The organism is Brevundimonas sp. ZS04, assembly GCF_001956865.1.
In the GTDB taxonomy this organism is placed as follows: domain Bacteria; phylum Pseudomonadota; class Alphaproteobacteria; order Caulobacterales; family Caulobacteraceae; genus Brevundimonas; species Brevundimonas diminuta.
On record NZ_MTHE01000021.1, the window covers coordinates 1 to 26,070 of the forward strand.

A 26,070-nucleotide genomic window follows, 5' to 3' on the forward strand; every position below is an offset into this window, starting at 1 on the left:
GCCCCCGCCCGCCCAGACGGACCTCAGCGAGGCCTACGACCACGCCAGCTTCGACGCCTGGAAACAGAGCTTCCTGGAGCGCCACGGCGGCGCCCGCAAATGGGAGTACGCCCGCGAGCTGGAGAGCGTGACGCCGAACCCCAGCATCATCCGCCTGGACCGCAACCAGCCCGAATTCTCGCGCCCCGCCGGGGCCTATATCCAGAACGCCACCACGCCCGCGCGAATCGCCATGGCGCGCCAGCGCGTCGACCGCGTGCCGTGGGACGTGACCCAGAAGTACGGCGTGCCGACCGAAATCCTGCTGGGCGTCTGGGCGCAGGAAAGCGCCTTCGGCCAGGTCCAGGGCGATTTCGACGTCATCCGCTCGCTGGCGACCCTGGCCTATGACGGCCGCCGCCGCGCCTGGGCCGAGGACCAGCTGAAGCACGCCCTCGACATCGTCGTGACGGGCAAGCGCGACCGCGCGGGGCTGAAAGGCAGCTGGGCCGGGGCCATGGGCCAGACCCAGTTCATGCCGGACAACTATCTGCGGCTGGGCGTCGATCAGAACGGCGACGGCAAGGTCGACATCTGGGGCTCGGACGCCGACGCCCTGGCCTCGGCGGCCAATCTGCTGGCCCAGGCGGGCTGGAAGCGCGGTCAGGGCTGGGCCTATGAAGTCACCCTGCCCTCCAACTTTGACTACAGCCAGGCCGAGGGGCCGAAACATCCCTGGTCTTACTGGACCGCGCGCGGCGTGCGTCTGGCCGACGGCTCCTCGCCCAACAGCGCCGAGGCGGCCGAGGGCGCGGCCATCCTGCTGCCGCAGGGCGCCAAGGGCCCGGCCTTCCTGGCCCTGCCCAACCACTACGTCATCCGCCGCTACAACAACTCGGTCAGCTACGCCCTGGCCATCGGCATGATCGCCGACGGGGTGGCGGGCAAGCCCGCGCTGAAGGCCTCCTGGCCCAACGACGGCCCCCTGACGCGGGACCAGCGCGTCGGCGCCCAGCAGGCCCTGACCCGCATGGGCTTCGACACGCAAGGGGTCGATGGCGTCATCGGCTCCAACACCCGCGCCGCCCTGCGCCGCTGGCAACAGGCCAACGGGCGGACGGCCGACGGCTATCTGACCGACGTGCTGGCGGAAGAGTTGATCCGCCGGGCGCGATAGCGTCCTTCTCCCCTTGTGGGAGAAGGTGGCCCGTCAGGGCTGGATGAGAGGTCTCTCCGAAATCGGATGCAAGGATTGCGAGGCTAACGTCCCGCAACCCCTCATCCGTCAGGCTTCGCCTGCCACCTTCTCCCACAAGGGGAGAAGGAAGCCTCAGCCCTTCATCCGCCAGGTCGCGCCTTGCGGGCCGTCCATGACAACGACGTTCAGTTCGTTCAGCCGGTCGCGGATGCGGTCGGCCTCGGCCCAGTTTTTGGCGGTGCGGGCGGCGGCGCGTTGCTCCAGCAGGCCCTCGACCTCGGCCTTCAGCCCCTCGTCGACGCCCGAGAACCACTCCGCCGGATCGGCCTGAAGCACACCCAGGATCGAAGCCGCCGCGATCAGCCGCCCCTTGGCCTCGGCCACCGCGCCTTCGTCGCCCGCCGTCATGCCGCGTTCGATGTCGCTGGACAGGGCGAACAGGGCCGCCATGGCGCCCGGCGTGTTCAGGTCGTCCTCGATGGACTTCATGAACTCGACCGGCGGCTCGACCTCCGCCGCCTCGACCCCGGCCGCGCGGTGCAGGGCGCCGTAGAGGCGATCCAGGTTCTTGCGGCTCTGCTCCAGCAAGGTCTGGTTCCAGTCCAGCGGCTGACGATAGTGGGCGCTCAGCAGGGCCCAGCGCACCACCTCGCCCGGCATGGCCTGCACCAGATCGTGCAGCAGCAGGACGTTGCCGATCGACTTGGACATCTTCTCGGCGTCCACGGTCAGGAAGCCGTTGTGCATCCAGTAGCGGGCGTATTCGTCGTGCGCCTCCTCGCCGTGGGCGTGGCCGTGGGCGCAGACCCCTTGCGCGATCTCGTTCTCGTGGTGCGGGAAGACCAGGTCGATGCCGCCGCCGTGGATGTCGATGGGCAGGCCCAGCGTCTCCTCGATCATGGCCGAGCATTCGATGTGCCAGCCCGGACGCCCCTCGCCCCACGGCGAGGGCCAGGACGGCTCGTCCGCCTTGGACGGCTTCCACAGCACGAAGTCGTGCGGGTTCTTCTTGTAGGGCGCGACCTCGACGCGGGCGCCGGCGATCATGTCGTCCAGATTGCGCCCCGACAGCGCGCCGTAAGACGGATAGGACGACACGTCGAACAGCACATGGCCCTCGGCGGCATAGGCGCAGCCGGCGTCGATGATGGCCTGGATCTGCCTGGTGATCGCCTCGATGTAGTCGGTGACGTGCGGGGCGATGTCGGGCGGCGAGACGTTCAGCAGGCCCATGTCGGCCAGATAGGCGGCCTCATAGCGCGCCGTGATCTCGCCGATGGCGACGCCTTCCTTGGCGGCCTTGGCGTTGATCTTGTCATCCACGTCAGTGACGTTGCGGGCGTAGACCACCTTGTCCGCGCCATAGGTGCGGCGCAGCAGGCGCACCAGCACGTCGAACACCACCGGCGGGCGGGCGTTGCCGATATGGGCGTAGTCATAGACCGTCGGGCCGCAGACATAGAGGCTCACCCGGTTCGGATCGCGCGGCTCGAACAGGCGCTTTTCACGGCGCAGGGTGTCGTGGATGTGCAGGGCCATGGGTCAGGTCTTTTGCGAGTTTTCTTGCGGGACTGAGGAGGTGTCCCATATAGCGGCCTGATAGACAGTCAGGGCCGCGCGCCCAAGTCCATATATATTTGTATTCTGAACAGGCGCTCTCGCCGCCGCCGGATCGTTTCATGAGCAGCACCCCCGCCAAGCCCGTCCTCGTCGCCAATGAGGCGCCGCAGCGTCCCAGCCGCGAACAGGCTCTGGAGGCCGTGCGCACCCTGATCGCCTGGGCCGGCGACAACCCCGACCGTCCCGGCCTGCTGGACACGCCCAAGCGCGTGGTCGACGCCTATGGCGAATGGTTCGACGGCTATGACGCCGATGCGGGCAAGGAGCTGTCGCGCACCTTCGAGGACGTGACCGGCTATGACGACATGGTCATCCTGCGCGACATCGAGGTCGAGAGCCACTGCGAGCACCACCTGGCCCCCTTCCTGGGCAAGGCCTACGTCGCCTATCTGCCGGGCGAGAAGGTGGTCGGCATCTCCAAGCTGGCGCGCGTGGTCGAGATCTTCGCACGCCGTCTCCAGAACCAGGAGACCCTGACCAACGACATCATCGACGCCATCGAATCGCACCTGCAGCCCAGGGGCGTGGCCGTGCTGGTCGATGCGGCGCACCAGTGCATGACGACGCGCGGCGTGCATCACCGCCACGTCTCGACCATCACCACCCGCTTCACCGGCGCCTTCAAGAACGACCCGGCCCTGGCCGAGCGATTCCTCAAGCTGGCCCGAGGCTGAGAGTCAGAGACGGGAATCCGGGGCTGAATTGATCGCGGCCAGGGCGGCCCTGCGCCGAATTCGCAATCTTATTCCCCTGCGGCGTCATTTCCTCGCATTCGACGGCTTTACAAGCCTGCTTCAGGACGCCAAGAGACGAGCCAGACTTTCAGTGTGGTCCGCCGGAGGGTGCGGATCTTGATGGAGACGAGGGCGTAATGGGCGCGAAACTTTCCTCAGGCGGTGGCGGCGGCAAGCTGGCGCAACAGAACGCGGACATCAACGTCACGCCGTTCGTTGACATCATGCTCGTGCTGCTGATCATCTTCATGGTCGCGGCGCCGATGGCTACCGTGTCGATCAAGCTGGACCTGCCGCCCGCGACGCCGCCGGCGCCGGACGCCGAGAAGCCGAAAGAGCCGGTCTACATCACCATTCAGGAAAACGGCTCGCTCTACATCGCCGAGACGGAAACCACGATCGCCAAGCTGACGGCTGACGTGTGCGCCGCCCAGGCCGTGGCCACCGACTGCCGTGAAGAACGCGTCTTCGTCCGCGCTCAGCCGGAAGTGAAGTACAACCAGTTCATGGAAGTCATGAACAAGCTTCAGGAAAACGGCTTCTACAAGGTCGGCCTCCTGAACGAAGACATCACCTGAGACGGTCGGTAATCGACAGTCTGGAAAAGGGTCGCCTCGGCGACCCTTTTTCTTTGCCCGTCAGCCATCGACCGCTTGCGCCCTCCCCCTGTTCCAGCCTCAATGCGCGCCTCGAATGAGGGGGAGTAAATCATCATGCGTCGCCGTACCTTCCTGTCCGCCCTGCCCGCCGGAGCCCTGATGGCGGGGGCCGCCAGCGCCCAGCAGGCGCCGAACGCCGCCACGCCTTCCGCCAATCCGGCCTCTGTCCAGCCCGCCCCTGCGCCAGACCCCTACGCCGGCGTCGGCATCGGCGACCGCATCACCGGGCCGCGCTTCGTCGGCCGCTCGACCGTCTGGGGCGCGAACGGCGCCGCGGCCACGGCCCATCCGGCCGCCACCCTGATCGGCCTGGACACCCTGCGACGCGGCGGCTCGGCCATCGACGCCGCCATCGCCATCAACGCCGCCCTGGGCTTCCTGGAGCCGACCGCCAACGGCATCGGCGGCGACGCCTTCTGCCTGATGTGGGATCCGGCGCAGAAGAAGGTCGTCGGCTTCAACGGCTCAGGCGCCAGCCCGCGCGGCCTGTCGCTGGCGACCGCGCGATCCAAGGCCGGGCCGGACGGCTACCTGCCCCGCTACGGCGCCGTCACGGTCAATGTCCCCGGCACGGTCGACGCCTGGTGGAGCGCGCACCAGCGCTACGGCAAGCTGCCGTGGAAGGACGTCCTGCTGCCCGTCGCCGAACTGTGCGAACAGGGCGTGCCGGTGCCGCAAGTCGTGGCCTACTATCTCGAACGCGGCATGGCCAACTTCGACAAGAGCGCCGCGACGATCGAAGAGAACGACAACCGCAAGAAGGTCTGGCTGACCGGCGGCCGCACGCCGAAAACGGGGGAAATCTTCGCCAACCCGGACCTCGGCCGCACCTACCGCATGATCGCCGAGGGCGGCCGCGACGCCTTCTATGACGGGGTGATCGCCGACCACATCGAGCGCTATTTCAAGCGCATCGGCGGCTGGATGACCCGCGCCGACCTGGCCGCCCACCGCACCGAATGGGTCGAGCCGCTGATGACCACCTATCGCGGGGTCGAGGTCTATTCCCTGGGCCCGAACACCCAGGGCCTGTCGACCAACCAGATCCTGAACATCTGCGAGCAGTTCGACCTGAAGGCCATGGGCTTCCAGTCGGCCGCCTCGATCCACGTCCAGGCCGAGGCCAAGCGTCTGGCGTTCGAGGACCGCGCCCGCTACTTCGCCGACGAGCGCTTCGCCAAGGCCCCGACCGCCTGGCTGAACTCCAAGGCCTACGCCGCCGAACGGGCGAAACTGATCCGCCCCGACCGCGTCATGGACCGCGTCTTCCCCGGCGATGCGCCGACGCAGGGCGACACCACCTACTTCAGCGTCGCCGACAGCGACGGCATGATGGTCAGCTGGATCCAGTCCAACTATCGCGGCATGGGCGGCGGTCTGACGCCCGACGGCCCGGACGGCCGGACGCTGGGCTTCATGTTCCAGAACCGCGGCGAGCTGTTCGCCCTGAGCGACGGCCACCCGAACGTCTATGCGCCGGGCAAGCGCCCCTTCCACACCATCATCCCCGGCTTCGCCTGCAAGGACGGAGATCCGTGGATGGCCTATGGCGTCATGGGCGGCGGCATGCAGCCGCAGGGACAGGCCCAGATCATCATCAACATGGTCGACTACGGCCTCGACCCGCAGGAAGCTGGCGACAGCCCGCGCTGGCAGCACTACGGCTCGTCCGAGCCGACCGGCCAACCGGCCGAGGGCGTGGGCAAGCTGCATCTTGAATCCGGCGTGCCCGAAGCGACCAAGCAGCAACTGTCCGCCATGGGCTGGGATCTGGGCCCGCCCGACGGCGGCTTCGGCGGCTATCAGAACGTGATGAAGCAGATCAACGAACAGGGCCGCTGGACCTACGGCGCCGCCACCGAAATGCGCAAGGACGGCAACGCCCTGGCCTATTGATCCGGCCCAGTCAGGAGACGCCCATGATCGCCGCCCTCATCGCCGCCGGTCTGCTATCGGCTTTTGACTGGTCCGACGGTTGTCGTCCCGTCGCCGGGTCCGAGGCCCTTTGGCGCGACGACGTCCGCTATCTTTTCGTCGGCGAGACGCACGGCACGGTCGAGGCCCCCGCCGCCTTCGCCGATCTGGTCTGCGCGGCGCTGGAACAGGGGCCGGTCGTCGTCTCTCTGGAGTATCCGGTCGAGTTTCAACCGACGCTGGACGCCTTCATGGAGGCCGACACCGAAGCCGAAGCGCGTGCGGCGCTCGCCGCCTATGCGCACGGCCCCTTCGTCCATCATGACGGACGCGGCAGCGAGGCCATGCTGGACTTACTGCTGAGATTGCGCGCCATGCTGCGGGAGGCCGCCGATATGACCGTGGTCGCCTCAGTCCCGAACAGCCCGCGTGTCGAAGGTTTCCGTCAATCCTATGCGGAAATGGATCGGGCGGTTCTATGGAGCCATCAGGCCATGGGCCAGCCTCACTCTCGCCTTCTGGCGCTGGTCGGGCGGGTCCATGCCGAGAAGATTCGCCGCGTGGGTTCGCCGCTGGGCCTGCCCGCCGCCGCCCATATCCGGCCTGAGGAAACCTTGTCTCTCAGCGTCGCCCAGCAAGGCGGCGAGGCCTGGATGTGTCGTGACGACTGCGGCGCCGCACCCGCTCCCGAGGTCGACGATTCCGAAACGCGCGGCGTCATTCTCGCATCGCAACAGGATGGCAAGTTTGACGGCCTGCTGGCGCTGGGCCCGACCACGGCGTCCGCCCCCGCAAAGCCTTGACCTGACGCCGCGTCAATCGGCTAGAGTTCGTTTCCAAACAGGACGGACCTATGACCGATCTCGTCACGCGCGACTTCATCGCCCCGGCCGCCGACGGTTATCCGCTGTCGATGCGGCTGGTGTCGGCCGCAGAGCCGCGCCTCGCCGTGCTGGTTTCGTCCGGCACCGGATTCCCCAAGGGCTTTTACGAGCGGTTCGCCCGCTATCTGGCCGAGCGGGGCGCGGCGGTGCTGACCTATGACTTCCGGGGCATCGCCGGGTCGCGGCCGGATGATCTGAAGGGCTCGACCATCGACTATCCCGACTGGGGACGGTTGGACATGCCCGCCGCCCTGGACGCCCTGATCGAGGCGGCGCCGGACCTGCGCGTCGTCCATGTCGGCCACAGCGTCGGCGGCCATTTCCTCGGCTTCATGCCCAATCACGACCGGATCGAGCGGCACGCCTTCGTCTCGGTCGGGACAGGTTGGTGGGGCGGGCACCATCGCAGCTACAATCCGATGGAGATGTTCTTCTGGCTGGGCTTCGGCCCGTTCAGCCTGATGCGGCACGGCTACATCAAGGGCGGCGGCCTGTGGGCCGGGACCGATCTGCCGCGCGGCGTCTTCACCACCTGGCGGCGCTGGTGCCTGAAGCGCGCGTATTTCTCCAAGGAGTTGGAGACCAGCCTGCGGCCGCATCATTATGAGGCCGTGACCGCGCCGATCCGCTCATGGATCTTCACCGACGACCCTATCGCCACGCCCAGCACCGCGCGCGATCTGTTGAGCGTCTATCCCAAAGCCCGCTCGGACATGAGCGTCCATGCGCCCGGCGACTTCGGCGCGCGGCGCATCGGCCACGAAGGCGCCTTCCGCAAGGGGATGGAGCCGTTGTGGGACCAGATTTTCCACTGGCTGGACAATGGCGACGCCTGAGCCGGCGCCTATATCCCAGGCTCATCGTCCCACCGGAGCCTCCCCATGCCCTATTCCGACCAGCCGACCGTGACCGCCTCGGGCGTGGAGATTCCCCTGCTCGGCTTCGGCACCTGGCAGTTGGAGGCCGACGACGCCCGCCGCATGGTGCGCGAAGCTCTGCGCACCGGCTATCGCCACATCGACACCGCCTGGATCTACAAAAACGAGAAGGCGGTCGGCGACGGCATCGCCGACGCCGTGGCCGAAGGGATCGTCACGCGCGACGACATCTTCGTCACCACCAAGATCTGGGTCGAGCATTTCCAGCACGACGCCCTGCTGCGTCAGGCCGAGGAGTCCGCCCTCAGCCTGGGTCTGACGCCGGACCTGCTGCTGCTGCACTGGCCCAAGCCGACGCCCGCGCTGGCGGAAACCATCGGCGCCCTGAACGAGGCGAAGGAAAAAGGCTTCACCAGGAACATCGGCCTGTCCAACTTCCCCTCGGCCCTGTTCCGCGAGGCCGCCGCCCTGTCGAGCGCGCCGCTGATCACCAATCAGGTCGAATACCACCCCTATCTGTCGCAGAAGACGCTGATCGAGACGGCGCGCGATCTAGGGTCGTCCATCACCGCCTGGTCGCCGCTGGCCCAGGGCAAGATCGCCGACGACGCCGTGATCGGCGAAATCGCCAGGGCGCACGGCAAGACCAACGGCCAGATCACCCTGCGCTGGATCATCCAGCAGGGCGTCATCGCCATTCCGCGCACCGCCAAGGAAAGCCGCGCGGCCGAGAACTTCGGCATCTTCGACTTTGAGCTGTCGACCGACGAAATGGCGAGGATCAGCGCGCAGGCCCGCCCCGACGGCCGCATCGGCGACTGGCTGGACGAGGCCTTCCAATGGGATCAGGATGCCTGATCCGACACGGTTCTGGGGCGCATGCGCCGAGGAGGACGTCATGGGTTCGGTTCTGGGCTTTCCGGGGATTGATCCGATGGACGCCGTCGTCGGCGCGCGCATCCGCCGCTGGCGCGACCGGCGCGGCGTGGCCTTCGACGACCTGGCCGCCGCCATCGACCTGACGCCCGAGGCCCTGCGCCGGGTCGAGGCGGGCCGCGAGCATCTGGATTCCGCCCAGTTGGACGCCGCCACCCGCGCCCTGCGCCTGCCGGTGTGGGCGCTGGTGTCCGACGCCCCGGCCTATTGATCGCCGACGCGTGACAGACGGCGCATGTCCGCCTAAGCGTCAGCGCATGGCCTACAAGTCCCTGCGCGATTTTCTTGCGACCCTCGAAGCCGACGGCGAACTGGTCCGCGTGTCCGAACCCGTCTCCACCCATCTGGAGATGACCGAGATCCAGACCCGCCTTCTTCGCAACGGCGGTCCGGCCGTCCTGTTCGAAAAGCCGGTCATGCCCGACGGCACGATCAGCCCCATTCCCTGCCTGGCCAATCTGTTCGGCACGGTGAAGCGGGTCGCCATGGGCGTGACGCTGGAGGGCAAGCAACGCACCACGGCGGGCGAACTGCGCGAGGTCGGCGAACTGCTGGCCTTCCTGCGCAATCCGACGCCGCCGCGCGGCCTCGGCGACGCGATGGAGATGCTGCCGCTGGCCCAGACCGTCATGTCCATGCGGCCCAAGACGGTGAAGAAGGCCCCGGTGCAGGAGGTGGTGCTGAAGGGCGATCAGATCGACCTGACCGCCCTGCCGATCCAGGGCTGCTGGCCGGGCGAGCCCGCGCCTCTGATCACCTGGGGGCTGGTCGTGACCAAGGGGCCGTCGGACGACCGCGAGGACGACTTCAACCTGGGCATCTATCGGATGCAGGTGCTGGGCAAGGACAAGGCCATCATGCGCTGGCTGGCCCATCGCGGCGGGGCCCAGCACTACGCCCGGCACAAGAAGGCGGGCAAGCGCGAGCCCCTGCCCTGCGCCGTCGTTCTGGGGGCTGATCCGGGCACCATCCTGGCCGCCGTGACCCCGGTGCCGGAGACCCTGTCGGAATATCAGTTCGCAGGGCTCATGCGCGGCTCCAAGGCCGAGCTGGTCCCGTGCAAGACCGTGCCGCTGATGGTCCCGGCCCAGGCCGAGATCGTGCTGGAAGGCCACGTCCTGCTGGACGAATTCGAGGACGAAGGCCCCTACGGCGACCACACCGGCTACTACAACTCGGTCGAGAAGTTCCCGGTCTTCCAGGTGACGGCCATCACCATGCGCAAAGACCCCATCTATCTGACCACCTTCACCGGCCGCCCGCCGGACGAGCCGTCCGTGCTGGGCGAGGCGCTGAACGAGGTCTTCATCCCCCTGATCCGCCAGCAGTTCCCCGAGATCACCGACTTCTGGCTGCCGCCCGAGGGGTGCAGCTACCGCATCGCCGTGGTGTCGATGAAGAAGGCCTATCCCGGCCACGCCAAGCGGGTGATGATGGGCTGCTGGAGCTATCTGCGGCAGTTCATGTACACCAAGTGGATCATCGTCGTGGACGACGACATCAACGCCCGCGACTGGAAGGACGTCATGTGGGCCGTCTCGACCAAGATGGACCCGGCGCGCGACATCACCGTCATCGAGAACACCCCGATCGACTACTTGGACTTCGCCTCTCCCGAGAGCGGCCTGGGCTCCAAGATCGGTCTGGACGCCACCGACAAGTGGGAGCCCGAGACCAAGCGCGAATGGGGCGAGGAGATCCGCATGGACGAGGCCGTGGTCGAGCGGGTCAATGACATCTGGGACAGCCTCGGCCTGCCCGGCGACGGTGCGCCGATCTGGAAGCGCAGAACCGGTCTTTAGGAACCGATTGCAAAAACTCGTCTCGCCAGAGAACCCAAATGGCTGATCGGCGTTCAGTTTCCCGGCCGAAGGAACGGCGACGCTCGGGGCGCGCTGATCGGCTTAGGGGAATCCATATGATTTCACGCACCAGCGCCGGCGTCGCCACGCTCGCACTCGCCGCCGCGCTCAGCCTTTCGGCGTGCGGCGACAGCAAGGGCAACGCCGAGAATCCGGCGCCCAAATCGGTCGCCCAGGCGGCGGGCAACGAGGCCACGCAAGAGAAGATGAGCCTCTACATCGACGCCTTCAACGCGCTGATCGACGACCCCTGGGGCGTGACCAAATACTACGGCGAGTATCAGAAGCTGGATATTCCCAACGCCTCGGCTTCGGCGACCCTGCACTTCCCCGAGAACATCTCCCATTTGGAACGGGCGATCGAGAAGCTCAAGCAGGGCCGCGCCCTGAACGGCGGCAATCAGGGCAAGAAGGCGGATGAGACGGTCGACAAGCTGATCCCGCAACTGGAGGCGCTTCTCGCCCAGTGGCGCACGTTGGACCCCTACTTCGAGTCCCGCGCCTATCGCGAAGACAATCTGGCCAAGGCCAAGGGCGCGCACCCCGCACTGATGCAGGCCTATCAGGGCAGCGTCAGCGGGATCGAGGCGCTCGACGCCGCCCTTTCCGAATATCAACGCGCCAGCAACGCCGCGAAGATGGAAGCCATGCGCAAGGCCGGCCACGCCGCCGAGGCCAGCGTCCTGGACGCCATGCAGAAGGCCGACTTCTTCACCAATGCGGTGATGGAGAACAACAAGACCGAAGCCGACCGCCTCTTGCCCGACCTGGAGGCCTCCGTCGCCAAGCTGCGCGAGGAACAGGCCAAGATGCCCTCGGACAGCCGCAACCGGTCCACCCTGAACAGCATCGCCGACAACCTCAGCGGCATGATCGGCGAGTATCGCGACTTCAAGCAGACCGGGGCCGACGGCTACCGCGAGCAGGTCGTGGACAGCTACAACAGCGCGATCGGCAACATGAACCGCGTGGAACTGCCCGCGTAACGACCCTGCGTCCGGCCGTCACGCGCGGCCGGACGCGCTTCTCGCGAACTGCGCCGGGGTTGCCAGACGGCTGTGATCGGATCACGAAGGGCCTATGCGCCTAGACCGTTTCGTCACAGCGGCCGTCGCCGCCCTAGTTTGTCTCGCGAGCCCCGCCATGTCCCAGACCCCGTCCGCTTCCGTTCCCAACGAAGCCCCGTGGGACCAGGCCTTCCTGCCGCCCGCTCCCGCCTGGGACGGCCCCAGCCGCGCCCTGCTGCGAGGCGCCGCCGATCCCTGGGTCACGGCGTTCGAGGCCGATGCGGCGCATGACTTCTCGCCCAACTACGCCGACACCCGCGCCTGGTTCGACCGGCTGGACGCCGCCAGCGACCTGATCCGCATCGAACAGTTCGGAACCTCGCCGGAAGGCCGGCCGATCTACGCCGTGATCGCCTCCAAGGACGGCGCGGCCTTCGATCCGTCCAAGCCGGTCCTGCTGGCTCAAGCGGGCATCCACCCGGGCGAGATCGACGGCAAGGACGCGGGAATGATGTTGCTGCGCGACATCGCCTTCTACGGCAAGGACGGCCTGCTGGACCGCGCCAACCTGATCCTGATCCCGATCCTCAGCGTCGACGGGCACGAGCGCGCGGGCGCCTATTCGCGCCCCAACCAGCGCGGGCCGCGCATCCAGGGCTGGCGCCACACGGCGACCAACCAGAACCTGAACCGCGACTTCATGAAGCTGGATCAGGCCGAGATGCAGGCCGTCATGGGCCTGATCCACAAGTATCAGCCGGACCTCTACGTCGACATCCACGTCACCGACGGCATCGATTATCAATACGACGTCACCTTCGGCTACAACGGCGAGGACGGCGTCTGGAGCCGCAGCCCGGCCATCGCCTCATGGCTGGACGCCGCCTTCAAGCCCGCCATGTATGCGGCGCTGGAAGCCCAAGGCCACATCCCCGGCGAACTGGTCTTCGCCATCGACGACCGCGATCCGAAGAAGGGGCTGAACGACGGCGGTCTGGGCGAGCGCTTCTCGAACGGCTGGGGTTCGGCGGCGCACGTCCCGACCATTCTTATCGAGAACCACAGCCTGAAGCCGCACGAACAGCGGGTGCTGGGCACCTACGTCTTCCTCGAACAGGCGTTGAAGCTGCTGGCCGAAAAGTCCGTCGACCTGCGCGCCGCCATCGCCGCCGACCGCGCCCTGCGTCCCGCCGAACTGCCCGCCAATTTCGACAGCGACGACACGCCCTCGCACACCCGCCCCTTCAAGGGCATCCGCTATGAGACCTTCGACAGCATCGCCTCGGGCCGCCCCGAAATCCGCTGGCTGGGCCAGCCGGACGCGGAACTGTGGCCCATGCCCTTCTACGGCTCGCACCCGACGCTGACGCTGAAGCGGCCGAGCGCCTATTGGGTGCCGTCCTATCGTCAGGACGTGATCGAGCGCCTGCGCGTCCACGGCGTGCAGATGGAGACGCTGGACGCCCCCCGCACCGTCGCCGTCGACATGCTGCGCCTTGTCGATCCCAAGGTGTCGGCCCGCACCAACGAAGGCCATGTGCCGATCTCGGTCAGCGAGGTCCGGCCCGAGGCCCACGACTGGACCTTCCCCGTCGGCTCCGTCCGCGTGCCGACCGATCAGCCGATGGGCGACGTCGCCATCCTGCTGCTGGAGCCGCAGTCGAACGAGAGCTTCTTCGCCTGGGGAATGTTCCCCGAGGTGCTGAACCGCGTCGAATACATCGAGGCCTACGCCATCGCGCCTCTGGCCGAAAAGATGCTGGCCGCCGATCCGGCGCTGAAGGCCGAATTCGAGGCCAAGCTGGCCGCCGACCCCGCCTTCGCCGCCGACGGCGATGCGCGTCTGGCCTGGTTCTATGAGCGCACGCCCTTCTACGACCAGCGCTATCGCCTCTATCCCGTGGGGCGTGAGAATTGAGCCTGATCCCGACCATTCAGGCCGCAGCCCTGTGGGGCGGTCTGCTGATCCTGCTGCTGTTCGTCCTGTCGGGCGTGGTGGTGCGGCGCCGTCGTCAGCATCTGGTCGAGTTCGGCGACGGCGGGGTGCGCGAACTGGTCTGCGCCACCCGCGCCTTCTCCAATGCGGCCGAGTACATCCCGGCCGGGATGTGCGGCCTGATCCTGCTGGCCTTCCTCGGCGCCCCGGCCATGCTGATCCATGCGGTCGGCGGGATGCTGTTCGCCGGGCGGGTGATCCACGCCCTGGGCCTGCTGTTCCAGGAAGGCCCGTCGCTGGGCCGTTCGGTCGGCATGATCCTGACCTGGCTGGCGCTGCTGGTCGCGGCGCTCAGCCTGATCGCGTGGTCGATCCTATAGGCAAAAACCCAACCCTCTCCCGGCGGGAGAGGGCTTGAGCTTCGGAGAGCCGCAAGGCGATCCGCCAAGCGAAAGGGTGAGGGGCTTGTCCCGTCAGTCGGCGTAAGCCGCCGCGCCACGGCCTTGCGGCCGACCTCACCCGCGAACCCTCACCCTTTGGCTGCTACGCGCCGTCCTTCGGGTCGCCTTAGCCAATCGCTACGCTCTTGGAGGCTCAAGCCCTCTCCCATCAGGAGAGGGTCAGAACGGTTGCGCGCCCTGTTTCCCTCCGCCATATCGGGGCATGTCCGATAAGACGCCCTCCCCCGACATCCTGAACGATCTGATCTCCGCCGCGCTGAAGGCCGGCGCCGATGCGGCCGAGGCCGTGTCCGCCCATCGCGCCTCCCTGTCCGTCGGCGTGCGCAACGGCGCGCTGGAAGACGTCGAGCGTGAAGAGGCCCGCGATCTGGGCCTGCGCGTCTTCATCGGGCGGCGTCAGGCGACGGTGTCCGCCTCCGACCTGTCCGACGCCACCCGCGCCCGTCTGGTCGAGCGCGCCGTGGCGATGGCCAAGCTGGCGCCGGAAGATCCCTATGCGTCTCTCGCGCCGCAGGACCGGCTGGCCGCCGCGCCGCACGCCGACCTCGACCTGTATGACCCCGCCGAACGCTCGGCCGAGGCGCTGGAAGCCGCCGCCGCCGAGGCCGAGGCCGCCGCCCTCGCCGTATCGGGCGTGTCCAAATCCGAGGGCGGCCACGCCTCCTGGTCGGCCAGCGAGTGGCGCCTCGTCACCTCGCACGGGTTCGACGGCCGCCATCGCGGCAGCGCCTTCTCTCTGGGCGTCGGCGTCATCGCCGAAAAGGACGGCGCCATGGAGCGCGGCGGCGAAAGCCGCGCCGTGCGCCACCTGTCCGACCTGCCGGACGCCGCCTCCATCGGCCTGAAGGCGGGCGAGCGCGCCGTCGCCCGCGTCGGCCCGCGCAAGATCGCCTCGACCACCGCCCCCGTCATCTTCGAGAACCGCGTGGCGACCCAGGTGCTGTCGCCGCTGCTGGGCGCCATTTCCGGCCCGTCGATCGCGCGCGGCAGCTCCTTCCTGAAGGACAAGCTAAACCAGGCGGTCCTGCCGACCGGCGTCGATCTGATCGACGACCCGTTCCGCCCGCGCGGCCTCGGCTCCACCCCCTTCGACGACGAGGGCGTGGCGGTCGAGCGGCGCGAAATCGTCAGGGACGGCGTCCTGACCACCTGGCTGCTGAACACCGCCTCGGCGGCCCAGCTGGGCCTGCAGACCACCGGCCACGCTTCGCGCGGGCTGGCGGGGCCGTCGGGCGTCTCGACCCACAACCTGCACCTGGCGCCGGGCGAAGGCGATCTGGACGCCCTGATGGCGCAGGCCGGGACGGGCCTTCTGATCACCTCCATGTTCGGCCCCTCGCTGAACGGCAACACCGGCGACTGGTCGGCCGGGGTGTCCGGCTTCTGGTTCGAGAACGGCCAGCGCGCCTATCCGGTCAGCGAAGTCACCGTGGCGGGCAATCTGATCGAGCTCTACGCCCGCCTGCAGCGCGCGGGCGACCTAGAGTTCCGCGGCGCGTTCAACAGCCCCTCCCTGCTGTTCGACAAGGTGGCGATCGCGGGCAAATGAGCGACCCCTCTTCAGCGCTCTGGGCCGCCGACCTCGCCCTGATCCGCGACGCGGCCCTGGCCGCCGGTCGGCTGGCGCTCGAACACCGCGCAGCCGGGCTGAAGGTCTGGTCCAAGGACGGCGGCTCGCCCGTCACCAGCGCCGATCTGGCGGTGGACCAGCTGCTGCGCGATACGCTGCTGACCGCCCGCCCCGACTACGGCTGGCTGTCCGAGGAAACGGCCGACAGCACGGAGCGCCTGTCGAAGAAACGCATCTTCGTCGTCGATCCGATCGACGGCACCGTCGCCTTCATGAAGAACAAGCCGTGGTGGTGCGTGCCCATCGCCGTGGTCGAGGACGGCCGCCCCGTCGCCGCCGTCATCCACGCCCCGATGATGGACGAGGTGTTCGAGGCGACGCTCGGCGGCGGCGCCCGTCTTCAGGGGCGGCCCATCAGCGCCTCCGACACCGACGACCTGGAAGACGCCGAGCTTCTGGCCGACGCCCGGCTGATGGAGGCGCGCGAATGGGACGAACCCTGGCCCTCGATGCGCTTCTCCAAGCGCAACGCCCTGGCCTATCGCATGGCGCTTGTAGCGGCGGGGGCCTTCGATGCGGCCATCGCCATCAGCCCCAAATGGGACTGGGACGTCTGCGCCGGCGCCCTGATCGCCGAAGAGGCCGGGGCCAAGGTCAGCGATCATATGGGCCGTCCGTGGCGCTTTAATCGCCCCGATCCGCGTCAAACCAGCCTGATATGCGCCGCGCCGGCCCTTCACCCGTTGATCGTGAGGCGCACAGCGCCTATCCCGCTGGCCATCTGACATTCCTCCCGCAATGGACCCCCTCTCCATGGCCGACTCTCACGATCCCCAACTGCTTCACCTCGTCATCGGCGGCGAGATGCGCCACCCGGCCGAGCCCGTCTTCCGCGACCTGTCGCAGGTCGAGTTCGTCGGCGCCTTCGGCAACTACGAAGAAGCCAAGAAGGCCTGGAAGGCCCGCGCCCAGGCGACCGTCGACAACGCCCACATGCGCTACTTCATCCTGCACGCGCACAAGCTGATCGATCCGCGCACCGACGCCTGATCGAGCATTCACGGCGTCATCACGCCGCTGTTCAGGAACCGCAGAGGCGGCTGATGCGCTTTCTCATCAGTCGCCTTTGTCATGAACAGGATTCGCCATGCTGCCGACCCTCATCGTCCTGCTTCTGGTGGTCGTCGCCGTGGCGGCGATCGTGTGGGTCGTGCGCAAGGGGCCGCCGCACGTCGCCCGCCCCGGCGAGGATCAGGACACCGCCTGGAACGACCCCTTCACCCCTTCTGATCGGGACCGCAGACCTTGACGCTATTCGGCCAGACGCTGGACGGCCAGCAGATCTTCGGCGTGGTCTCCCTGATCGCCGTCCTGGCGCTATGGCTGATCGTCCTGGCCCGCCAACGCGATCACGTCCGTCAGATCAAGCGCTGGAAGAAGGAACAGGCGGCGCGCAACGCCCCGCCGCCCGCCGCCGGACGCGGCCCCTGGGGCTGAGGCCTATTCGCGTTTCAACAGGCGGTCGACGACCAGCTTGCCCCACCAGCCGGCCTTGAACTCGGCGCGGATCGCTTTGGGATCATAGGCGTCGCTCTCGACCCAGTCCTCGAAGCTGACGCCCCTGGGTTCGACCTCGGCGACGTATTTCTCCAGCGTATAGTCCAGCACGCCGGTCAGCCCCTCGCGGCTGTGCAGGGTGCGCTTGCCCAGTTCCTCCATCGCCGCCGAGATCGGCTCGCCCAGGTGGAAGTGGCGATAGAAGACCGCCATCATTCCCGCCCGGTCCGCGCCTGACTTGCAGTGGATCAGGGCCGGATATTCCATCGTCTGGAACAGGGCCTTGGCCCGGCGCACCCGGTCCTTGCCCGGCGGATCGCGCGAATCCAGCGGCGCATCGATCAGCGTCAGGCCCAGCCGTTCGCAGGCGTCCTTCTCCAGCCAGTAATAGGCCTCGTCCCTCTGGCCGCGCAGATTGACGACGGTGCGGATTCCCTGCCGCTTCCACCAGGCCAGCTGGCGCGGCGACGGCTGATTGGTCCGCACCAGATCCGGTCCCAGCCAGTGGGCGTTGGTGAACGCCGTGCGCAGGAAGGCGTGGTCCTTCCAGAAATAGGACCAATGCGCCTTGAAACGGCCGAACGGCGTAGTCAGATCGTAGCGCCCCATGACGGCGAGATAGCGCCGTTTGCACCCGGCGTCACCCGTCCAAGGCCGTCTCTCTCGCGCGCGGCCGCTTGACTTGACGCCTCAGCCGTTCGACCGAAGGCCGATGACCGTTCCCGTCCCCCATGCCGACGCCCGCGAGCCGCTGCGGCCTCTGCTCGCCCGCATCTGGCGCGAGTATCTGTCGCGGCACAAGCCGGCCTTCTTCGCCTCCATGCTGCTGGCGGGCGTGTCGGGCGGGCTGACGGCCCTGCTGCTGAAGTTCCTGGAACCGGCCATCGACCTGCTGTTCGGCAAGCACGCAGGCCCCGTGACCATCTGGAACACCGTCACCATCCCGGCGGACAAGGTGCTGATCGCCATCCCCCTGTTCATCATCGCCGTGGCGGTGATCCGCTCGCTGGCCATGGCGGGTCAGGCGGCGCTGGTGAACCGGCTGGGCCACGGCATCGTCGGCGACATCCAGAAACAGCTGTTCTCGGGCATGATCCGGGCCGACCTGTCGCGCCTGCGCAGCCAGCATTCGGGGACGTTCGTCTCCTCCGTCCTGTTCGACGCCAATCTGGTGCGCGAGGCCTTCACCTCGGGCGTGGTCAACTACACCCAGAACGCCCTGATGCTGCTGGGCGTCATCGTCGCCATGGGCTTCATCGACCTGCCGCTGACGCTGATCGTCCTGCTGGGCGTGCCTCTGGTCAGCTGGATCATCCGTCGCTTCGGCAAGAAGTCGAGGAAGGCCGCCCACGGCGCCATGGTCGAGACCGAAGCCCTGTCCAGCGCCCTGATGGAGAATCTGGACGGCGTCCGCGTCATCAAGATCGAAAACCGCGAGGCGGCCGAGGAAACCCGCGTCTCCACCGTCATCGACCGCCGCCAGCGCCACGTCATCAAGGGCGCCGACAGCCGCGCCTTCGCGGGTCCGGCCAGCGACATCGTCGCCTACGGCGTCGTCGCCGCCGTCATGGCCTATGCCGGATGGAGCGCCAGCCGGGGTCATATGACGGTGGGCGCCTTCGCCTCCTTCATCGGCATGCTGCTGTTGGCGGGCCAGGCCCTGCGTCAGGTGACGAACCTGACGACCGTGCTGAGCGAAGGCTTCACCGCCGCCCGCCGCCTGTTCGCCGCCCTGGACATCGAGCCCGAGATCCGCGAGGCCAGCGACGCCGCCCAGGTCGCGCCCGGCCCCGTCACCGTCGCCCTGGAGCAGGTCTCCTTCGCCTATCGCGCCGACGAGGACGGGTCCGCCCCGACCCTGTCGGACGTCAGCCTGCACGTCGCGCCGGGCGAGACCATCGCCTTGGTCGGCCCCTCGGGCGGCGGCAAGTCGACCATCCTCAGCCTGCTGCCGCGCTTCTATGACGTGACGGCCGGCCGAGTGACGCTGAACGGCCGCGACATCCGCGAGCTGAGCCTGTCGTCCCTGCGCGACCACATCGCCCTGGTGACGCAGGAACCCTTCCTGTTCGACGACACCATCGCCGCCAACATCGCCTATGGCCGCCCCGGCGCCACGGCCGAAGACATCGTGGCCGCCGCCCGCGCCGCCGCCGCCCACGACTTCATCGCCGCCCTGCCCGACGGCTACGCCACCCGCGTGGGCGAGGCGGGCGCCCGCCTGTCCGGCGGCCAGCGCCAGCGCATCGCCATCGCCCGCGCCTTCCTGAAGGACGCGCCCATCCTGCTGCTGGACGAAGCCACCAGCGCCCTCGACACCGCGAGCGAGGCCCTGGTTCAGGCCGCGCTGGAGCGGCTGATGGATGGCCGCGCCACCCTGATGATCGCCCACCGCCTGTCGACGGTGAAGAACGCCGACCGCATCTACGTCATCGAGGGCGGCCGCGTGGTCGAGGAAGGAACCCACGACGCCCTGGTCGCGCGCGGCGGCCTCTACGCCCGTCTGGCCCGGCAGCAGTCGCTGGACAGCGATCCGATCGCCTTGCCCCCGCTGGCTGAACTGCCCGACGAGACCGGCGCATGAGGCCGCTTCGCAATCCGATCATCCAGAACGCCGCCGCCTGGCTTTTGTCCGAGTGGATGCGCTTCTGCTACGCCACCATCCGCTGGACGCACGAGAACGAACAGGTCGCCGAAGAGGTCTGGGCCGACGGCGGCGGCGTGCTGTGCGCCTTCTGGCACTCGCGCCTCGCCCTGGGCCCTGCCTCCTGGCCCATGAAGCGGGCGCAGCCGGTCAAGGGTCTGGTCTCCCTCAGCCCTGACGGCGAGTTCTTCACCAAGGCCGTGGGCCGCCTGGGCATTCCCGCCGTGCGCGGCTCTTCCTCCAACAAGGACAAGGCCAAACAGTCCAAGGGCGGCGCCCAGGCCCTGCGCGACGGGCTGAAACAGTTGAAGGTCGGCGGTCTGGCCATCACGCCGGACGGTCCGCGCGGCCCGGCCCGCCAGATGGCCGAGGGCCTGCCGCTGATGGCGAAGATGTCCGGCGCGCCGGTTCTGTTCATCGGCCTGTCGTGCAGGCCGGCGATCCGATTGAACAGCTGGGACAAGGCGATCCTGCCCCTGCCGTTCGGCAAGGGCGCCGTCGTCTGGGACAAGGCCTGGTATCCTGCAGGCGCCGACCTGGCCGAGGTCACAGCCGACTGGACCGCCCGCCTGACCGCCGTCGAGGCCCGCGCCGACGCCATCACCGGGCTGGAGCGCGTCTGAGCGTGTCCTTCAGCCCCGCCCTGATCGCCTATCAGCTGCTGACCCGCCTGCTGGAGCCGCTGGCCCCGCGCCTGCTGGACGCCCGCGTCAAGAAAGGCAAGGAAGACCCCGCCCGCGTCGACGAACGGCTGGGCCTGCCCGGCATGGCGCGGCCCGACGGACCTCTGGTCTGGATCCACGGCGTCAGCGTCGGCGAGGCCCTGTCCATCCTTCCGCTGGCCGAGCGCATCCGCAAGGACCGCCCCGACGTGACGGTTCTTGTCACCACCGGCACCCTGACCTCGGCGCAGGTGCTGGCGACGCGCCTGCCGCGCGGCGTCATCCACCAGTTCGCCCCGGTGGACGCCCCCTCGGCGGTCGCCGCCTTCCTCGACCACTGGCGGCCCAATGTCGGCGTCTTCGTCGAGAGCGAGCTGTGGCCTAACCTACTGACCACGGCCCAAAAGCGCGGCGTGCCGCTGGCTCTGGTCAGCGCCCGCATCACCGACAAGACGGCGCAGGGCTGGAAAAAGGCACCCGGCATGGCCCGCGCCCTGATGAACGGCTTCTCTCACGTCTGGCCTCAGGATCAGGACAGCGCCGACCGCCTGACCGCGCTGGGCGCCCGCGTCGACGGTCAGGTGAACCTGAAACTGTCCGGCGAGCCCCTGCCCTATGACAAGGGCGAGTTCGCCCGCCTGTCGGCTCTGATCGACGACCGCCCCGTCGTCGTCGCCGCCAGCACCCATGAGCATGAGGAAATGGCCATCGTCGGCGCGCTGGATCACCTGGCCGACCGCCTGTTCCTGATCGTCGTGCCACGCCATCCGGAACGCGCCGACGCCATCGCCGAGGCCCTGAGCCACGACGGCTACGGCTTCGCCCGGCGCAGTCAGGGCCAGCCGATCTGCGACCAGACCGACATCTACCTGGCCGACACCCTGGGCGAACTGGGCCTGTTCCTGCGGCTGGCCGATGTGGTGGTCATGGGCGGCTCCTTCGCCCCGGCGCTGGGCGGCGGGTCGGTCGGCGGCCACAACCCGCTGGAGCCTGCGCGCCTCGCCAAGCCCATCGTCACCGGCCCGGACGCCAGCAACTGGCAGGCCGTGACCCGGATGTTGAAACAGGCGGGCGGCCTCGTCTCCGTCCTGTCGCCCGCCGAACTGCCCTCGGTCGTCGGCCCCATGCTGGCCGATCCCGAGGCCGCCCGCGACATGGGCGAGCGCGCCCGGCGCTCGGCAGAGGCCGCCGCCGCCGGGCTGGACCGCCTGTGGCTGGCGCTCCAGACCCACCTGCCCGCCGCCCCTTCACGCAGGCGCCTATGAAACTGAACACCCCCCGCTGGTGGTACAGCCGCGACCGCCGCCACGCCCCGATGACGCGAATGATGCTCAAGCCCGCCTCATGGCTGTGGGCGGGCGTCACGGCGCGCAAGATCGCCCGCGCCACGCCGGTCGATCCGGGCGCGGCGGTCATCTCCATCGGCAATCTGACCGTCGGCGGCTCGGGCAAGACGCCCGTCGCGCGCGAGACGCTGCGCCTGCTGCGCGCTCAAGGCGTCGAGGCCGCCGCCCTGTCGCGCGGCTATGGCGGCAGGCTGGAAGGCCCTGTCCGCGTCGACCTGACCCAACACTCAGCCGCGGACGTCGGCGACGAACCCCTGATGCTGGCGCAAGACGCCCCCGCCTGGATCGCGCGGGATCGCGTGGCGGGCGCCCGCGCCGCCGCGGCTGACGGCGTCTCCGCCCTCGTGCTGGACGACGGCCACCAGAACCCGGCGCTGAAGAAGACCCTCAGCCTGATCGTGGTCGACGGCGAGACGCGCGGCGACGAATGGCCGTTCGGCGACGGCTCGGTCTTCCCCTCCGGCCCGATGCGCGAGCCGCTGAAGGCCGGGCTGGCCCGCGCCGACGGCGTGGTCGTCATGCTGCCGACCGATCTGGACGCCGCCGATCCCGAACTTCTGGAGGTCTTCGGCGACCTGCCCGTCTTCATCGCCCGGCTGGAAGCCGCCGCCCCGCCCCCGCCCGGCCCTCAGGTCGGCTTCGCCGGCATCGCCAAACCGTGGAAGGTCGAGCGGTCCCTGATCGCCGCAGGCTGCGACCTGAAGGATTTCGTCCCCTTCCCCGACCACGCCGCCCTGTCCGAGCGCGACTTCGCCTTCCTAAAGGACCGCGCCGCCGTCTACGACGCAGGCCTCGTCACCACCGAAAAGGACTGGGTGCGCCTGACCCCGGACCAGCGCGCCGCCGTCGCCGCCTGGCCCGTCGCCGCCCGGTTCGAGGACGAGGCGGGCTTCACCGCCTTCCTGACGCGCGCCCTCTGATTTTTCCGACAATCGGCCAGCCTACCCCGGCGCCTGTGCCAGACTGCCCTGTCAGCCACAGGGGATTTCAGACGATTCAGACGAATTGGACTCTCTTTTTTCCTTCTCCCCTTGAGGGAGAAGGTGGCAGGCGGAGCCTGACGGATGAGGGGTGTTTGCGTCACAGCTGAAATTTTCAGCCCCCTCAGCCCGCGCCTCTTTTTCGCAACGCCGCGTCGACACCCCTCATCCGAGCGCCTCCGGCGCCCACCTTCTCCCACAAGGGGAGAAGGGCTTTAACACCGACATCGCCGCCCGCCGTCTTGACTCCCCGCCCCTCTGGACCGACACGACCCAACCATGATCACGCGCTATTCCCGCCCCGACGCCGTCGCCATCTGGTCGCAAGAGACCAAGTACAAGATCTGGTTCGAGATCGAGGCCCACGCCGCCACGAAAATGGCCGAGCTGGGCGTGATCCCGAAGGAATCGGCCGAAGCCATCTGGGCCAACGGCAAGGACGCGACCTTCGACGCCGACCGCATCGACGAGATCGAGCGCACCACCAAGCACGACGTCATCGCCTTCCTGACCCACGTCGCCGAAATCGTCGGCGAGGAAGCCCGCTTCCTGCACCAGGGCATGACCTCTTCGGACGTGCTGGACACCTGTTTCGCGGTGCAGCTGGCGCGCTCGACCGACCTGCTGCTGGGCGGCGTCGACCGCGTCCTGGCTGCGCTGGAGACCCGCGCCAAGGAGCACAAATACACCCCGACCGTGGGCCGCTCGCACGGCATCCACGCCGAGCCCGTGACCTTCGGCCTCAAGCTGGCCGGCTATCACGCCGAGTTCCAGCGCGCCAAGCGCCGCCTGACTGCCGCCCGTGAAGAGATCGCCACCTGCGCCATCTCGGGCGCCGTCGGCACCTTCGCCAACGTCGATCCGGCCGTCGAGCAATACGTCGCCGACCAGATGGGCCTCAGCGTCGAGCCGGTCTCGACCCAGGTGATCCCGCGCGACCGCCACGCCGCCTATTTCGCCGCCCTGGGGGTCGTCGCCTCCTCGGTCGAGCGTCTGGCCGTCGAGATCCGCCACCTGCAGCGCACCGAAGTCCTCGAAGCCGAGGAGTTCTTCGACAAGGGTCAGAAGGGCTCGTCGGCCATGCCGCACAAGCGCAACCCGATCCTGACCGAGAACCTGACCGGCCTCGCCCGTCTGGTCCGCTCGGCCGTGACCCCGGCGATGGAGAACGTCGCCCTGTGGCACGAGCGCGACATCAGCCACTCCTCGGTCGAGCGCGGCATCGGCCCGGACGCCACCATCCACCTGGACTTCGCCCTGCACCGTCTGGCGGGCGTGATCGAGCGCCTGAACGTCTACCCTGAGAACATGCAGAAGAACCTCGACCGCCTGGGCGGCCTGGTCTTCTCGCAACGGGTCATGCTGGCCCTGACCCAGGCGGGCGTCTCGCGCGAGGACGCCTATGCGGCGGTTCAGGAGAACGCCATGAAGGTCTGGCGCGGCGAAGGCGCCTTCATCGACTTCCTGAAGGCCGACGCCCGCGTCACCCTGCCCCACGACCAGCTCGAAGCCCTGTTCGACCTCGGCTACCACACCAAGAACGTCGACGTGATCTTCGAGCGGGTGTTCGGGGAAGGCTGAGTACTCGCCTGGCCGGTTCATTTCCGAGATCGCAGGATATCGACCGGCCAGGCCGTCCGCCTTTCCGTAGAGACGGCGCCAGGAGCGAGTTCATTGCTCATAGCCACATCGCGCGCCCTGCCCTAATGAACAATATCGGCGCAATCTTGCGTCGTCGGAGCGAGCTAGCCCATGTCCCAGCCGACCCTTCGCCTGAACCCCGCACTCGACGTTCAGAAGTATGCGGAGACTTATGCGCGTGACGGTCTGGTGCAAATTCCGAACGTCTTCGAGCAGCCGACAGCTGAGCTGATCACCGAGATCATGGAGACGTCGCTGCCCTGGTCCTTGACCTTCCTGGGCGAGGACGGCCATCCGGTCAAAATCGCTATGGACGCCCTGCAGGGAGCCGGCGCGGACATCAAGAGTCAGGTAGCCGCCCTCATCCAGCGCAGCGGCCAGCAGTACGGCTTCATCTATTTCAACTTCGGCATGGTGTCGGCCTACAACAGCGGCGAACCGCGCGCGAACCACCCGATCCACCCGGTAACGGGCTTTCTGATGGGCGAGGAATTCGCCGCCTTTGGGCGTCAACTGACCGGCGACGATTCAATCCGCTGGGCGGATTCCCAGGCGACCCTGTACCGCCCCAACGACTTTCTGGGCCTGCACGACGACAGCGCCAGCGGCGAGGTCCAGCGGGTCGCCGCCTATACCCTGGGCTTCACCTCGCGGTGGCGCTCCGACTGGGGCGGTCAGACCCTGTTCCATGACCCCGAGACCGGCGATATCACGCGCGGGCTGATCCCGCGCTGGAACACCCTGACGCTGTTCCGCGTCCCCCAACTCCATTCCGTCGCGCCCATCGCGCCCTATGCGCGGAGCGCGCGGCTCTCCATCGTAGGCTGGTTCCGGCGCGACCATTGACGACCGCCCGCCGGATAGGCTTCCCCCCCGTCGTCGACGAACGGAGCCGCGTCCTGATCCTCGGCAGCCTGCCGGGCGACGCCTCGCTGAAGGCGGCGCAGTATTACGCCCATCCGCAGAACGGCTTCTGGCGGCTGATCGGGGCCGTGATCGCCCAACCGGACCTGGCCGCCCGGCCCTATGAGGCGCGGCTGGAGCGCTTGCGGGCGGCGCGGATCGGGCTGTGGGACGTGATCGCCTCGGCCGAGCGACAGGGCAGCCTGGACGCCGCCATCCGCAACCCGGAAAACGCCGACCTGACCGCCCTGACGGCGCGCCTGCCCGATCTGCGCGCCGTGGCCTTCAACGGCGGGACGGCGGCGCGGCTGGGTCGACGCGCCCTGGCGGGAGCGTCCGGCGTCGCCCTCCTTGACCTGCCGTCGTCCAGCGCGGCCCACGCCCGGCCGTTCGCCGAGAAGCTGTCGCGCTGGACTGCCCTCGGGCCCTATCTGGGCTGAGCCGAGCTTGGCCGCACATCACGCGCCGCGCCCGAAAAATTGATCGCGAACGCATCCTTTTGCGCGGGCAGCCGTATTCCTTCCCGACGCGGCCTCCCCCCGTTTGCAAGCCGGCGTCGATGGAGGACTCTCATGACATTCACCCGCATCACCGCCCTCGCCGTATCGTCCGCCGCCCTGCTGGCTGTGGCCGCCTGCGGCCAGAACGAGACGAAGAAGGAGCCGGCGCCGGTCGAGACCGCCCCGCCCGCCATGGCCC

26 protein-coding genes are annotated in these 26,070 nt (G+C 68.3%); 24 read left to right on the forward strand and 2 right to left on the reverse strand.

All coding sequences use genetic code 11. The annotated features are described in order from the left end of the window. A partial coding sequence (locus tag BJP32_RS15630; RefSeq protein WP_076224752.1) for a lytic murein transglycosylase occupies nucleotides 1-1,156 on the forward strand: 1,156 nt, incomplete at its 5' end. Between the two features lie 153 nt (nucleotides 1,157-1,309). Here BJP32_RS15630 and cysS read toward each other — a convergent pair. Continuing rightward, a complete protein-coding gene (gene cysS / locus BJP32_RS15635; protein ID WP_003165752.1) occupies nucleotides 1,310-2,716 on the reverse strand; it encodes a cysteine--tRNA ligase in 1,407 nt (468 codons plus the stop codon). 140 nt (nucleotides 2,717-2,856) lie between these two features. On the opposite strand from cysS, the gene folE reads away from it, so the two are divergent. The 16 genes from folE to BJP32_RS15710 all read left to right on the forward strand — a co-directional run bounded on the left by folE (nucleotide 2,857) and on the right by BJP32_RS15710 (nucleotide 17,135). Further along, nucleotides 2,857-3,471, forward strand: coding sequence for a GTP cyclohydrolase I FolE (gene folE / locus BJP32_RS15640; RefSeq protein WP_003165753.1), 615 nt, complete (start codon nucleotides 2,857-2,859; stop codon nucleotides 3,469-3,471). Between the two features lie 197 nt (nucleotides 3,472-3,668). Continuing rightward, nucleotides 3,669-4,109, forward strand: coding sequence for a biopolymer transporter ExbD (locus tag BJP32_RS15645; RefSeq protein WP_003165754.1), 441 nt, complete (start codon nucleotides 3,669-3,671; stop codon nucleotides 4,107-4,109). A gap of 135 nt (nucleotides 4,110-4,244) precedes the next feature. Continuing rightward, nucleotides 4,245-6,086 (forward strand): gamma-glutamyltransferase family protein, encoded by a 1,842-nt coding sequence (locus BJP32_RS15650; protein WP_076224754.1) that lies wholly within the window; start codon nucleotides 4,245-4,247, stop codon nucleotides 6,084-6,086. A gap of 23 nt (nucleotides 6,087-6,109) precedes the next feature. Then, nucleotides 6,110-6,907: a hypothetical protein gene (locus BJP32_RS15655; RefSeq protein WP_046653265.1), complete on the forward strand. Its 798-nt coding sequence runs from the start codon at nucleotides 6,110-6,112 to the stop codon at nucleotides 6,905-6,907. A gap of 50 nt (nucleotides 6,908-6,957) precedes the next feature. Further along, complete coding sequence (locus BJP32_RS15660; RefSeq protein ID WP_076224756.1) at nucleotides 6,958-7,824, forward strand: alpha/beta fold hydrolase; 867 nt, start codon at nucleotides 6,958-6,960, stop codon at nucleotides 7,822-7,824. A 45-nt stretch (nucleotides 7,825-7,869) separates the two neighbouring features. Further along, the gene (locus BJP32_RS15665) at nucleotides 7,870-8,724 is read left to right on the forward strand and encodes an aldo/keto reductase (protein WP_046653261.1); all 855 of its coding nucleotides are present in this window, start codon (nucleotides 7,870-7,872) and stop codon (nucleotides 8,722-8,724) included. Further along, a complete protein-coding gene (locus tag BJP32_RS15670) occupies nucleotides 8,717-9,013 on the forward strand; it encodes a helix-turn-helix domain-containing protein (protein WP_083674023.1) in 297 nt (98 codons plus the stop codon). Before BJP32_RS15665 ends, BJP32_RS15670 begins: the two co-directional genes overlap by 8 nt. Nucleotides 9,014-9,059: 46 nt before the next feature. Further along, nucleotides 9,060-10,604, forward strand: a complete 1,545-nt coding sequence (locus BJP32_RS15675) for a UbiD family decarboxylase (protein ID WP_046653259.1) — start codon at nucleotides 9,060-9,062, stop codon at nucleotides 10,602-10,604. Between the two features lie 116 nt (nucleotides 10,605-10,720). Then, a complete protein-coding gene (locus BJP32_RS15680) occupies nucleotides 10,721-11,650 on the forward strand; it encodes a DUF3829 domain-containing protein (protein WP_046653258.1) in 930 nt (309 codons plus the stop codon). A gap of 157 nt (nucleotides 11,651-11,807) precedes the next feature. Next, nucleotides 11,808-13,589, forward strand: coding sequence for a M14 family metallopeptidase (locus tag BJP32_RS15685; RefSeq protein ID WP_076224757.1), 1,782 nt, complete (start codon nucleotides 11,808-11,810; stop codon nucleotides 13,587-13,589). Beyond that, nucleotides 13,586-13,987 (forward strand): MAPEG family protein, encoded by a 402-nt coding sequence (locus BJP32_RS15690; RefSeq protein WP_076224759.1) that lies wholly within the window; start codon nucleotides 13,586-13,588, stop codon nucleotides 13,985-13,987. The genes BJP32_RS15685 and BJP32_RS15690 overlap by 4 nt, the downstream gene beginning before the upstream one ends. Nucleotides 13,988-14,270: 283 nt before the next feature. Further along, entirely contained in the window at nucleotides 14,271-15,617 is a 1,347-nt protein-coding gene (locus tag BJP32_RS15695) for a TldD/PmbA family protein (RefSeq protein WP_076224761.1), read from the forward strand. Beyond that, nucleotides 15,614-16,423: a 3'(2'),5'-bisphosphate nucleotidase CysQ gene (locus tag BJP32_RS15700; protein WP_076224763.1), complete on the forward strand. Its 810-nt coding sequence runs from the start codon at nucleotides 15,614-15,616 to the stop codon at nucleotides 16,421-16,423. Before BJP32_RS15695 ends, BJP32_RS15700 begins: the two co-directional genes overlap by 4 nt. Before the next feature lie 13 nt (nucleotides 16,424-16,436). Further along, a complete protein-coding gene (locus BJP32_RS15705; protein ID WP_003165766.1) occupies nucleotides 16,437-16,688 on the forward strand; it encodes a DUF4170 domain-containing protein in 252 nt (83 codons plus the stop codon). A gap of 97 nt (nucleotides 16,689-16,785) precedes the next feature. After that, nucleotides 16,786-16,947: a hypothetical protein gene (locus BJP32_RS17535; RefSeq protein WP_003165767.1), complete on the forward strand. Its 162-nt coding sequence runs from the start codon at nucleotides 16,786-16,788 to the stop codon at nucleotides 16,945-16,947. Continuing rightward, nucleotides 16,944-17,135, forward strand: coding sequence for a hypothetical protein (locus tag BJP32_RS15710; RefSeq protein WP_003165768.1), 192 nt, complete (start codon nucleotides 16,944-16,946; stop codon nucleotides 17,133-17,135). Before BJP32_RS17535 ends, BJP32_RS15710 begins: the two co-directional genes overlap by 4 nt. Before the next feature lie 3 nt (nucleotides 17,136-17,138). Here BJP32_RS15710 and BJP32_RS15715 read toward each other — a convergent pair whose 3' ends face one another. Then, the gene (locus BJP32_RS15715) at nucleotides 17,139-17,804 is read right to left on the reverse strand and encodes a beta-lactamase hydrolase domain-containing protein (RefSeq protein ID WP_046653254.1); all 666 of its coding nucleotides are present in this window, start codon (nucleotides 17,802-17,804) and stop codon (nucleotides 17,139-17,141) included. Nucleotides 17,805-17,907: 103 nt separating this feature from the next. Here BJP32_RS15715 and BJP32_RS15720 point away from each other — a divergent pair, with 103 nt between their 5' ends. The 7 genes from BJP32_RS15720 (at nucleotide 17,908) to BJP32_RS15750 (ending at nucleotide 25,811) form a co-directional block, all read left to right on the forward strand. Beyond that, nucleotides 17,908-19,779, forward strand: coding sequence for an ABC transporter ATP-binding protein (locus BJP32_RS15720; protein ID WP_046653252.1), 1,872 nt, complete (start codon nucleotides 17,908-17,910; stop codon nucleotides 19,777-19,779). Further along, nucleotides 19,776-20,462 carry a lysophospholipid acyltransferase family protein gene (locus tag BJP32_RS15725; protein ID WP_046653251.1) on the forward strand — a complete coding sequence of 229 codons (687 nt, stop codon included), beginning with the start codon at nucleotides 19,776-19,778 and terminating at the stop codon, nucleotides 20,460-20,462. The genes BJP32_RS15720 and BJP32_RS15725 overlap by 4 nt, the downstream gene beginning before the upstream one ends. Before the next feature lie 2 nt (nucleotides 20,463-20,464). Continuing rightward, the gene (locus tag BJP32_RS15730) at nucleotides 20,465-21,766 is read left to right on the forward strand and encodes a 3-deoxy-D-manno-octulosonic acid transferase (protein WP_076224765.1); all 1,302 of its coding nucleotides are present in this window, start codon (nucleotides 20,465-20,467) and stop codon (nucleotides 21,764-21,766) included. After that, nucleotides 21,763-22,767, forward strand: coding sequence for a tetraacyldisaccharide 4'-kinase (gene lpxK / locus BJP32_RS15735; protein WP_076224767.1), 1,005 nt, complete (start codon nucleotides 21,763-21,765; stop codon nucleotides 22,765-22,767). The genes BJP32_RS15730 and lpxK overlap by 4 nt, the downstream gene beginning before the upstream one ends. Nucleotides 22,768-23,106: 339 nt before the next feature. Further along, nucleotides 23,107-24,408 carry an adenylosuccinate lyase gene (gene purB / locus BJP32_RS15740; protein ID WP_076224769.1) on the forward strand — a complete coding sequence of 434 codons (1,302 nt, stop codon included), beginning with the start codon at nucleotides 23,107-23,109 and terminating at the stop codon, nucleotides 24,406-24,408. 171 nt (nucleotides 24,409-24,579) lie between these two features. Continuing rightward, nucleotides 24,580-25,314 carry a 2OG-Fe(II) oxygenase family protein gene (locus BJP32_RS15745; RefSeq protein WP_003165775.1) on the forward strand — a complete coding sequence of 245 codons (735 nt, stop codon included), beginning with the start codon at nucleotides 24,580-24,582 and terminating at the stop codon, nucleotides 25,312-25,314. Continuing rightward, nucleotides 25,311-25,811, forward strand: coding sequence for a DNA-deoxyinosine glycosylase (locus tag BJP32_RS15750; RefSeq protein WP_003165776.1), 501 nt, complete (start codon nucleotides 25,311-25,313; stop codon nucleotides 25,809-25,811). The genes BJP32_RS15745 and BJP32_RS15750 overlap by 4 nt, the downstream gene beginning before the upstream one ends. Nucleotides 25,812-26,070 lie beyond the last annotated feature (259 nt).

Coding starts and splice junctions, on each gene's coding strand:
- cysS (WP_003165752.1), bottom strand. CDS start 2,716: ATGGCCCTGCACATCCACGACACCCTGCGCCGTGAAAAGCGCCTGTTC.
- folE (WP_003165753.1), top strand. CDS start 2,857: ATGAGCAGCACCCCCGCCAAGCCCGTCCTCGTCGCCAATGAGGCGCCG.
- BJP32_RS15645 (WP_003165754.1), top strand. CDS start 3,669: ATGGGCGCGAAACTTTCCTCAGGCGGTGGCGGCGGCAAGCTGGCGCAA.
- BJP32_RS15650 (WP_076224754.1), top strand. CDS start 4,245: ATGCGTCGCCGTACCTTCCTGTCCGCCCTGCCCGCCGGAGCCCTGATG.
- BJP32_RS15655 (WP_046653265.1), top strand. CDS start 6,110: ATGATCGCCGCCCTCATCGCCGCCGGTCTGCTATCGGCTTTTGACTGG.
- BJP32_RS15660 (WP_076224756.1), top strand. CDS start 6,958: ATGACCGATCTCGTCACGCGCGACTTCATCGCCCCGGCCGCCGACGGT.
- BJP32_RS15665 (WP_046653261.1), top strand. CDS start 7,870: ATGCCCTATTCCGACCAGCCGACCGTGACCGCCTCGGGCGTGGAGATT.
- BJP32_RS15670 (WP_083674023.1), top strand. CDS start 8,717: ATGCCTGATCCGACACGGTTCTGGGGCGCATGCGCCGAGGAGGACGTC.
- BJP32_RS15675 (WP_046653259.1), top strand. CDS start 9,060: ATGGCCTACAAGTCCCTGCGCGATTTTCTTGCGACCCTCGAAGCCGAC.
- BJP32_RS15680 (WP_046653258.1), top strand. CDS start 10,721: ATGATTTCACGCACCAGCGCCGGCGTCGCCACGCTCGCACTCGCCGCC.
- BJP32_RS15685 (WP_076224757.1), top strand. CDS start 11,808: ATGTCCCAGACCCCGTCCGCTTCCGTTCCCAACGAAGCCCCGTGGGAC.
- BJP32_RS15695 (WP_076224761.1), top strand. CDS start 14,271: ATGTCCGATAAGACGCCCTCCCCCGACATCCTGAACGATCTGATCTCC.
- BJP32_RS15700 (WP_076224763.1), top strand. CDS start 15,614: ATGAGCGACCCCTCTTCAGCGCTCTGGGCCGCCGACCTCGCCCTGATC.
- BJP32_RS15705 (WP_003165766.1), top strand. CDS start 16,437: ATGGACCCCCTCTCCATGGCCGACTCTCACGATCCCCAACTGCTTCAC.
- BJP32_RS17535 (WP_003165767.1), top strand. CDS start 16,786: ATGCTGCCGACCCTCATCGTCCTGCTTCTGGTGGTCGTCGCCGTGGCG.
- BJP32_RS15715 (WP_046653254.1), bottom strand. CDS start 17,804: ATGGGGCGCTACGATCTGACTACGCCGTTCGGCCGTTTCAAGGCGCAT.
- BJP32_RS15720 (WP_046653252.1), top strand. CDS start 17,908: ATGACCGTTCCCGTCCCCCATGCCGACGCCCGCGAGCCGCTGCGGCCT.
- BJP32_RS15725 (WP_046653251.1), top strand. CDS start 19,776: ATGAGGCCGCTTCGCAATCCGATCATCCAGAACGCCGCCGCCTGGCTT.
- lpxK (WP_076224767.1), top strand. CDS start 21,763: ATGAAACTGAACACCCCCCGCTGGTGGTACAGCCGCGACCGCCGCCAC.
- purB (WP_076224769.1), top strand. CDS start 23,107: ATGATCACGCGCTATTCCCGCCCCGACGCCGTCGCCATCTGGTCGCAA.
- BJP32_RS15745 (WP_003165775.1), top strand. CDS start 24,580: ATGTCCCAGCCGACCCTTCGCCTGAACCCCGCACTCGACGTTCAGAAG.